General features: G+C 41.1%; 8 protein-coding genes. 3 read left to right on the top strand and 5 right to left on the bottom strand.

Annotation, left to right across the window (positions count from 1 at the left end):
* Window positions 1-192: 192 nt before the first annotated feature.
* The 3 genes from JEQ21_RS10060 to hslO are packed head-to-tail and all read right to left on the bottom strand — an operon-like array spanning window position 193 to window position 2,518.
* Entirely contained in the window at window positions 193-630 is a 438-nt protein-coding gene (locus JEQ21_RS10060; protein WP_199365282.1) for a helix-turn-helix domain-containing protein, read from the bottom strand.
* 48 nt (window positions 631-678) lie between these two features.
* On the bottom strand, window positions 679-1,659 hold the full coding sequence (gene dusB / locus JEQ21_RS09490) for a tRNA dihydrouridine synthase DusB (RefSeq protein ID WP_199365281.1): 981 nt from the start codon (window positions 1,657-1,659) through the stop codon (window positions 679-681).
* Window positions 1,643-2,518 (bottom strand): Hsp33 family molecular chaperone HslO, encoded by an 876-nt coding sequence (gene hslO / locus JEQ21_RS09485; protein ID WP_199365280.1) that lies wholly within the window; start codon window positions 2,516-2,518, stop codon window positions 1,643-1,645. Before hslO ends, dusB begins: the two co-directional genes overlap by 17 nt.
* A 197-nt stretch (window positions 2,519-2,715) precedes the next feature.
* On the opposite strand from hslO, the gene JEQ21_RS09480 reads away from it, so the two are divergent.
* Window positions 2,716-3,021, top strand: coding sequence for a type II toxin-antitoxin system RelB/DinJ family antitoxin (locus JEQ21_RS09480; RefSeq protein ID WP_199365279.1), 306 nt, complete (start codon window positions 2,716-2,718; stop codon window positions 3,019-3,021).
* Window positions 3,018-3,347 carry a type II toxin-antitoxin system RelE/ParE family toxin gene (locus JEQ21_RS09475; RefSeq protein WP_199365278.1) on the top strand — a complete coding sequence of 110 codons (330 nt, stop codon included), beginning with the start codon at window positions 3,018-3,020 and terminating at the stop codon, window positions 3,345-3,347. Before JEQ21_RS09480 ends, JEQ21_RS09475 begins: the two co-directional genes overlap by 4 nt.
* 49 nt (window positions 3,348-3,396) lie before the next feature.
* Here JEQ21_RS09475 and JEQ21_RS09470 read toward each other — a convergent pair whose 3' ends face one another.
* Both JEQ21_RS09470 and tpx read right to left on the bottom strand, forming a co-directional pair.
* On the bottom strand, window positions 3,397-4,374 hold the full coding sequence (locus tag JEQ21_RS09470) for a YdcF family protein (protein WP_199365283.1): 978 nt from the start codon (window positions 4,372-4,374) through the stop codon (window positions 3,397-3,399).
* Between the two features lie 526 nt (window positions 4,375-4,900).
* A complete protein-coding gene (tpx, locus tag JEQ21_RS09465) occupies window positions 4,901-5,392 on the bottom strand; it encodes a thiol peroxidase (protein ID WP_199365277.1) in 492 nt (163 codons plus the stop codon).
* A 916-nt stretch (window positions 5,393-6,308) separates the two neighbouring features.
* Between tpx and JEQ21_RS09460 the strand changes: the two genes are divergently transcribed.
* Entirely contained in the window at window positions 6,309-7,016 is a 708-nt protein-coding gene (locus JEQ21_RS09460) for an NAD-dependent epimerase/dehydratase family protein (protein ID WP_199365276.1), read from the top strand.
* The last annotated feature ends 114 nt before the right edge of the window (window positions 7,017-7,130 follow it).

The following is a 7,130-nucleotide window of genomic DNA, read 5'->3' as shown; positions in this document are numbered from 1 at the left end:
TTTTAAAAAAGGTCACAAAAACCTTTATTTGGCGTGCACAAAAAGACCACATTTGAAAGTCTGATGTAATTATGAGCTTTCAAATGTGGTCTTATTTTAAATTCTAGGTCTTAACTTAATGACATTGTCACAATTGATGGTTTTTTCTTATAGACGTTTCAAATTTTCTTAAACCCTTGTCAGGGTTCAGGATTATTTAGGATGTTGTGGATGACGAGTACTCTTTCGCCATCTGTGACGTTTTAAAAGATCGTAGAAGGCTACTTTTGATGTGCATTTGTTAATTTTCTTTTGATAAGCTTGATGTAAATGACTAGCTGTCACACTCTCTCCAGCATGAGCAGATTTCAATTCATTTTGTAAAAATTCAGCTTCCTCTTCAAAAGATAGATAAGCGTTACGTCGACCTCCACGCCTTTCTTTTGTTAGAGCTGATAAACCATCTGATTCATATTTAGTGACCAATCGCCAAACTGTATCATGAGATAGATTGAGTAATTGTTTAATTTCTGAGTAGGTTTTATCCTGACTTCTAAAATACACGGCTTGGATACGCTTATGAAAAGGAGCTAGTGACTTATCTTCAAGGGCTATTTTTAATTCGTTAATATGTTCCGCTGTAAAAATCACACAGCTATTATATTTTAGGTTCTGAAACTGATCACGTTTTAGGCAGTCTTAAACTCCCTGTAATTGAAGGAGTTCTTCGATTTCGGCTAGGCTTTCTGCGCGGGAGATGGCACCGCGGAGTTTGGCTGCACCAGAGCTACCACGGAGGTAGTGGGGAGCGAGGCCACGGAATTCGCGGATAGCGACGTACTCGCCTTTGAGGTCAATCAAGCGGCGGAGGTGTTCGTAGGCAATGCGCATCTTGTCTTCAAAGCTAAGGTCTGGGAGGAGTTCTCCAGTTTCCAGATAGTGGTTGATTTGATTGAAAATGTAGGGATTCCCCATTGCGGCACGTCCGACCATTACGGCATCGGCACCGACCACTTCCAAGCGTTGTTTGGCATCCTCAGCTGTTCGGATGTCTCCATTAGCGATGAAGGGGATTTTGGTGAGGGCTTGAGCGACTGTCTGCAAGGTTTCTAGATCGGCTACTCCGGTATACATTTGTTCCCGAGTCCGTCCGTGCATAGCCAGTGCATCTACGCCAGCGTTTTCGGCTGCGAGGGCATTTTCAACAGCTAGGCTTGGGTCAGCCCAACCCGTCCGCATTTTAACGGTAAGCGGGATGTCTAGATGAGATTTAACCGTCTTAAGGATGTGGTAGATTTTGTCTGGATCCTTGAGCCATTTGGCGCCGGCTTCGTTTTTCACAACCTTGTTCACAGGACAGCCCATGTTGATGTCCACAATGTCGGTCCGAGTGTTTTCTTGGATGAACTCGGCAGCGCGTGACAGACTATCAGCATCACTTCCGAAAAGCTGGATTGACACAGGGTTTTCGCCCTCGTCGATGTGGAGCATGTGGAGCGTTTTTTCATTGTTGTACTGGATTCCTTTATCGGAGACCATTTCCATGACCACGAGACCAGCTCCAAGTTCCTTGGCAATGGTTCGAAAGGCCGAGTTGGTTACCCCAGCCATTGGCGCTAGGATGGTCCGATTGGGGATCTCGACATTTCCAATATTGAAAGGTTTATTCAGATTTTTCATTGATGAGTTCCTCTAAATCTTTATCGGTAAATTTATATTCTTTTTGGCAAAATTGACAGGTGATTTCTGCACCCTGATCTTGGTCTGCCATCTCTTGCAAGTCCTGATTTGGAAGGCTAGCTAAGACGTTTAGGAACCGTTCCCGACTACAGTCACAGTTGAAAGTGACCTTTTCTTCGCTCAGGCGGGTAAATTCATCTTCCCCATAAATAGCCCCCAGCAAGGCTTCGATATGGTCATCCGATTCCAAGAGAGTCGAAATGGCAGGCATTTCTTGGATGCGCTTTTCAAAGCGAGCGATATCTGCCTCCTTGGCACCAGGAAGAACCTGAAGCATGAAGCCTCCAGCCACCTTGACCTTGTCGTTTTCGTCCAACAAGACATTGAGTCCGACCGCTGATGGTGTTTGTTCACTCTCAGTAAGGTAGTAGGCTAAATCTTCCCCGATTTCCCCACTAATCAATGGAGTTGTGGACGTATAAGGATTGCCCATGCCGTAGTCTGTGATGACGATAAAGTAACCATTCCCCATGAAAGGTCCCACCAAGACTTCTCCAGTTGCGGTTTTCTTGATGTCTACTCCGGTATTTTGGATGTAACCTTTGACATGCCCCTTGCTGTCGGCAACGGAGATAATGTGGCCGAAAGAAGAATCCCCGATGATCTTTTGGGTCATCTTGGTATCGCCTTTTTGATTGGCGGCAAGTAGTAAATTGGAGATGAGGGCCCGACCAAGGGCTACTGTGGAACTGGCCATGGTTTGATGGGCTTCTTGGGCAGCACGCACAGTCTCAGTCGCATCGATGACAAAAGCGCGAAAAGCGCTATTTTTTGCGGTTGTTTTGATTAAAGTATCCATGTCTTCCATTATAGCAAAAATCCCAAAAATTAAGCATTTGACAATCGGAGAAAATGAGTTGTGAAGAATGACGATGGGGATTCGTTTTCCAGTTGATTCTTAACTTAGTTGAGGTATTTCAAGTCAATTTGTCCAGTTCGTAATGGAAGTTACGATACATTTGTAGTACAATGAGAGCAAAAGAAGGAGGTAAACCTATGGGAAAAACTGCAACCATCAATGTTCGTGTTGATGAAGCTGATAAAATTGCCGCCGAGCAAGTCTTACAAAAACTAGGACTGCCCATGTCGACCTTGATTAATCTGCTGCTGAAACAAGTGGCAATCAAGAAAAGTGTTCCATTTGATTTATCCTTGCATAAAGGACCTAGACGAATACAGGTTGATCATTTAACCTCCCAGGAGCTGGAAGATATGCTGGTTTCTGCTTACAAGGAAGCAGAAATAGATCCCGGGCGCCCTCTTCTGGAAGTTATGGAAGACTTCGAAAAGCGCTATTTATGAGTAAGGTAGTTGTTAGATTACTAAGTAGTGCAGAACAGGATTTAGAAGCTCTATTTCTATATATTGCTATAGAGTACAAATCCCCATTAGCAGCTCGCCGTCATTATCAGGCCATAGTAAATGCGATAAAAACTTTGGAGATTTTTCCAGAACGATGTCCTTTAGTTCCTGAGTTAGCAGAAAAGGGGATCGATATTCGTAGACTTCTCGTAAAAAACTATTCAATTTTTTATAGGTTTTGTAAGCGTGAAGTGGTCGTTTTGAGAATTCTCCATCAATCCAGTTCTTTGAATAGATTGCTAAAAGATATTTCAAAATCTGAATAAATAAACAGCCAAGAGGTTGGGGCGCTAGACCCAACCTCTTGGCTGTTTATTAATGATACCCAACCCACAAAAGTAGGAAGAATGGGGCGTAGAGGGTCACGTAGAGCCATTTGAGGCGAACGATAATGGCCACTAATTCCCGTAAGAAGGCACTGGGGATGTAATAACTGGCTGTGTTACATCCAAGTCCATCACCTTTCATGCCGATTTGTTGGGCGTAGATGCTGGTTCGGAAGACATGGTAATCATTGGTGACAAAGAGGAAGCGTGGGTCTGTGACCAGTTGTTCTCCTAATTCCTTTGAGTAGAGGAGGTTTTGGTAGGTGTTGACCGAGCGATCTTCTAAGACGATGGCTTCCGCTGGGATATCTGTGGTCTCAAGAATGTAGTTTTGGATGGCTTGGGCTTCGCTAATTTTCTCGTCAGGTCCCTGTCCTCCGCTGGCAATGAGTTTGACAGCGGGGTTTTTGGATCGACGATAGGCCTCGATGGCTTTATCTACCCGCTTCCGGAGCAAGGGAGTTACCTTTTCGCCTCCCAGGAGACCTGCCCCATGGATGATGATAAAGTCATATTTTTTCTTTTTGGGCAAATGCAAATACAACCAAGAATAAATCAAAAATCCAGTAAAGGTGATTCCGAAAAGGATATAGGTGTAAATAGCGATGTAATAGGGAATATCTAGAAGTCGATGATGGAGGAAAAACTCATAATAGGTTAGTCGTACGATGACGAGGGCATAAAAGAGCACCACTGTAATGCCCAGAAAGAGGGAAAAGTAGTTGGCCTTGGAGCGTCCCTCCTTGCGGAGAAGGACGAAACCGTTGTAGATGAGGAAGAATCCACCGGCTAAAATCAGTAAAGGCAGGAGTATGAAGAGGACTCCTGTAAAAATATTGCTGATGGTTTCCAAGCCTAACTCGGCGCTCAGTTGGGCTAGGTAAAGATAGCTGAAGATGAGGAAAATCATCATCACGATGGGGTTGAACAGGCTGCGATTATCCCGGAAGAAAGACCAGGTTAGCATGTATCCCCAACAAAGAGGATTGGGAATGGCAAAGATGGTTAAAAAGAAGAAGGGCAACATCTGCCAGATGGAGATTTGTTCCCGCTCAGGTCGCCAAACATACCAGAGGAGCATCAGGGAGTAGACTAACCCCAAAGGCCAGGTTGGGTAGAGGGTTTGGATAATTCCAGTTACTCCCAAGAAGATGGGAGTGATGTTAGTATTAGGCTTTTTCCAGTTCAGATAGCCAAAAATACCGGCTGAGATCCAGCCGAGAATAAGAAGGTAGAGTTGATTCATGGTCAATCCTTTATTTGTTTTGCTTCCTAAATTATACCATGAAAAAAGACAGAGGAAAGCTTACGTTATTGAAAGGAGAGGGATTAGATATCCCGTTCATCATCAAAGACAATTTGGTAATCATTAGATTCGTTCATGAGCTGTTCCTAAAGAATTATTAGTATCAGGTTACCAAACAAGTACAAATTAGGAAGCTACAGTAGCTGATTGTTGAAAAAATCCGCTAGATTTCTAGCGGATTGATAGATTATAGGGAATCCAAGGCTTGAATAGCAGCTTGGTAATCGGGTTCTTGGTGGACGTCTTCGAGGTATTCGACATAGCGAACTGTGTTGCTTTCATCAAGAATCAGAACGGCGCGTGAGAGAATGTGCCATTCTTCCATAAGAAGACCGTAGCTTTTTCCAAAGGAATTGTCAAAGTAATCAGAAAGCATAACCGCTTGGTCTAGACCCTCGACCCCACACCAGCGAGCTTGGGCAAAGGGAGTATCGATGGAAATTGTAATAATAGTTGTGTCTTCGCGATTGGCAAGATTGCCATTAAATTGACGAGTTTGGACAGAACAGACTCCTGTGTCAATGGATGGAACGATGCTAAGAACCTTCTTCTTTCCCTGGAAATCAGCTAAGCTGACTTTTTCTAAATCCTTGTTAAGGAGGGTGAAATCAGGAGCCAAATCTCCGATTTGGGGACGATTACCGATAAGATGGACTTCTTGTCCGAGAAATTGTGGCATAGGGAACTCCTTTCTTTTACTTTATTTTATCCTAATTAGAAGGAAAAAGCTGATGAGATGATTTCTTTTAAGGGGAAATGTTGGGGGCTGGGTAAAAAGTACCAGCCTCTAACATTCCTCTAACATTTATTTAGGGGCACCTCTAAAAACTAAACTCTTAAAAATTCGAACATTGATTTATCAAGATTTCTACGACATGATTTGATGCAAAACCGGAGTTTTTCGAGGTGCCCTTAGCAAAAATTCTTTGATGCAGTGGTTGATTCGGTCAAACAACTAAAAGGCTGTTTGAGGTAACAGATAGGAGGGCGAAGCAAATATCCAGAAACTCAAAGAGTCGATTCCTGACTCTTTGACCTCCAAAAAAACTAATCAATATTGACATGAACTTAGTATGTTTAGAAACTCTAAAGGCATTCAATATGCCTTTGTACCAGAGCCTTGAATAAAAAGTGAAGACAGTCTGGGAAGAGACTGTTTGAACCCGAGCTTAACCATAAAAGAGCGAGGTTGGTTTGGGGAGTAACCATTTCAGTTTACAACTTGAAATAAAGACTTGTAACGAATCCAAGGGAGTTCTTTCCCACTCCCCCTGCAGGCTGATTTTTTTTGTAATAATTTTGAAATAAAGTTTAAAAATGTTGATTTAAAGCGGTTTTGAAATAAATAAAGATTGAGTTAGATGAGTATTTTTAAGAGATTTTGACGGACAAAAAACGGACATTGTTTTTTGAATTGTGAGGAATGTAGTTGTTAGATTATACCAATTATTAATTGGTATCTTTGTGAGGACGTTGCGAAATCAACATTTTAGCAGTTAAAGATATATATAAAAGAACCATAAATTTACCACATATGTATGTTTATAAGGGTTATAATAAGATAAATAAAACTAATAATCTGAGGAGGTATATTTATGTCAAATATATTAATTACTGGAGGTTGTGGTTATATTGGATCAAGGGTAGTCGAGCATCTTGTTAGGTATACTAATCATAATTTAATAATTTTTGATAGTGGATTATTCGGTTTTAATTCGATATCTGAATTTATGGATTCTGATAGAGTTCAATTGATTGTCGGAGATATTAGAATTCAAGAAAAATTACAAAAAGCGATGAAAGATGTTGATATTGTAATTCATTTAGCTGGAATTGTTGGGGAACCAGCATGTATAGTCGACGAAAATATTTCGTATGATATTAACGTTTTTGGGACACAAAATGTTTTGAAAAGTGCCAAGAAGTCTGGTGTGAAAGAATTTTTGTTTGCCTCTAGTTGTAGTGTTTATGGATTCGGTAATGAACTATTTTTTGAAAATTCTATTCCAAATCCAGTCGATTCCTATGCAGAAATGAAATTAGCTTCAGAATTAGATATAGAAAATTATAAAGAAACTATGAGAATATCTGTATTGAGATTTTGTACAGTTTTTGGGGCTTCAAATAGAATGAGATTTGATTTAGCGGTTAATGTTATGACTGCTAATGCTGTTGTAAATAATGAGATTCAGGTATACGGTGGTCAACAGGAAAGACCGTTTATACATTGTAGTGATATAGCTCGTGCAGTTGAATTAGTAATTAAAAAACGTCACATTGACGAACCTTATATAGTCTTTTAGATTATAAACTGTATGTGGTATACTATTCCTATGGCATACGGAATTGATTTTAGAAAACGTGTCCTTGAATATGTTAAAGAGGGACATACACGTAAAGAAACAGCAGCTTTATTT

It is taken from the genome of Streptococcus sp. 121 (assembly GCF_016458205.1).
Classification (GTDB): Bacteria; Bacillota; Bacilli; order Lactobacillales; family Streptococcaceae; genus Streptococcus.
This window is presented reverse-complemented; position numbering and strand designations above follow the sequence as displayed.

Coding starts and splice junctions, on each gene's coding strand:
- JEQ21_RS09480 (WP_199365279.1), top strand. CDS start 2,716: ATGGGAAAAACTGCAACCATCAATGTTCGTGTTGATGAAGCTGATAAA.
- dusB (WP_199365281.1), bottom strand. CDS start 1,659: ATGAAAAATCTGAATAAACCTTTCAATATTGGAAATGTCGAGATCCCC.
- JEQ21_RS09470 (WP_199365283.1), bottom strand. CDS start 4,374: ATGCTAACCTGGTCTTTCTTCCGGGATAATCGCAGCCTGTTCAACCCC.
- tpx (WP_199365277.1), bottom strand. CDS start 5,392: ATGCCACAATTTCTCGGACAAGAAGTCCATCTTATCGGTAATCGTCCC.
- JEQ21_RS09475 (WP_199365278.1), top strand. CDS start 3,018: ATGAGTAAGGTAGTTGTTAGATTACTAAGTAGTGCAGAACAGGATTTA.
- hslO (WP_199365280.1), bottom strand. CDS start 2,518: ATGGATACTTTAATCAAAACAACCGCAAAAAATAGCGCTTTTCGCGCT.
- JEQ21_RS09460 (WP_199365276.1), top strand. CDS start 6,309: ATGTCAAATATATTAATTACTGGAGGTTGTGGTTATATTGGATCAAGG.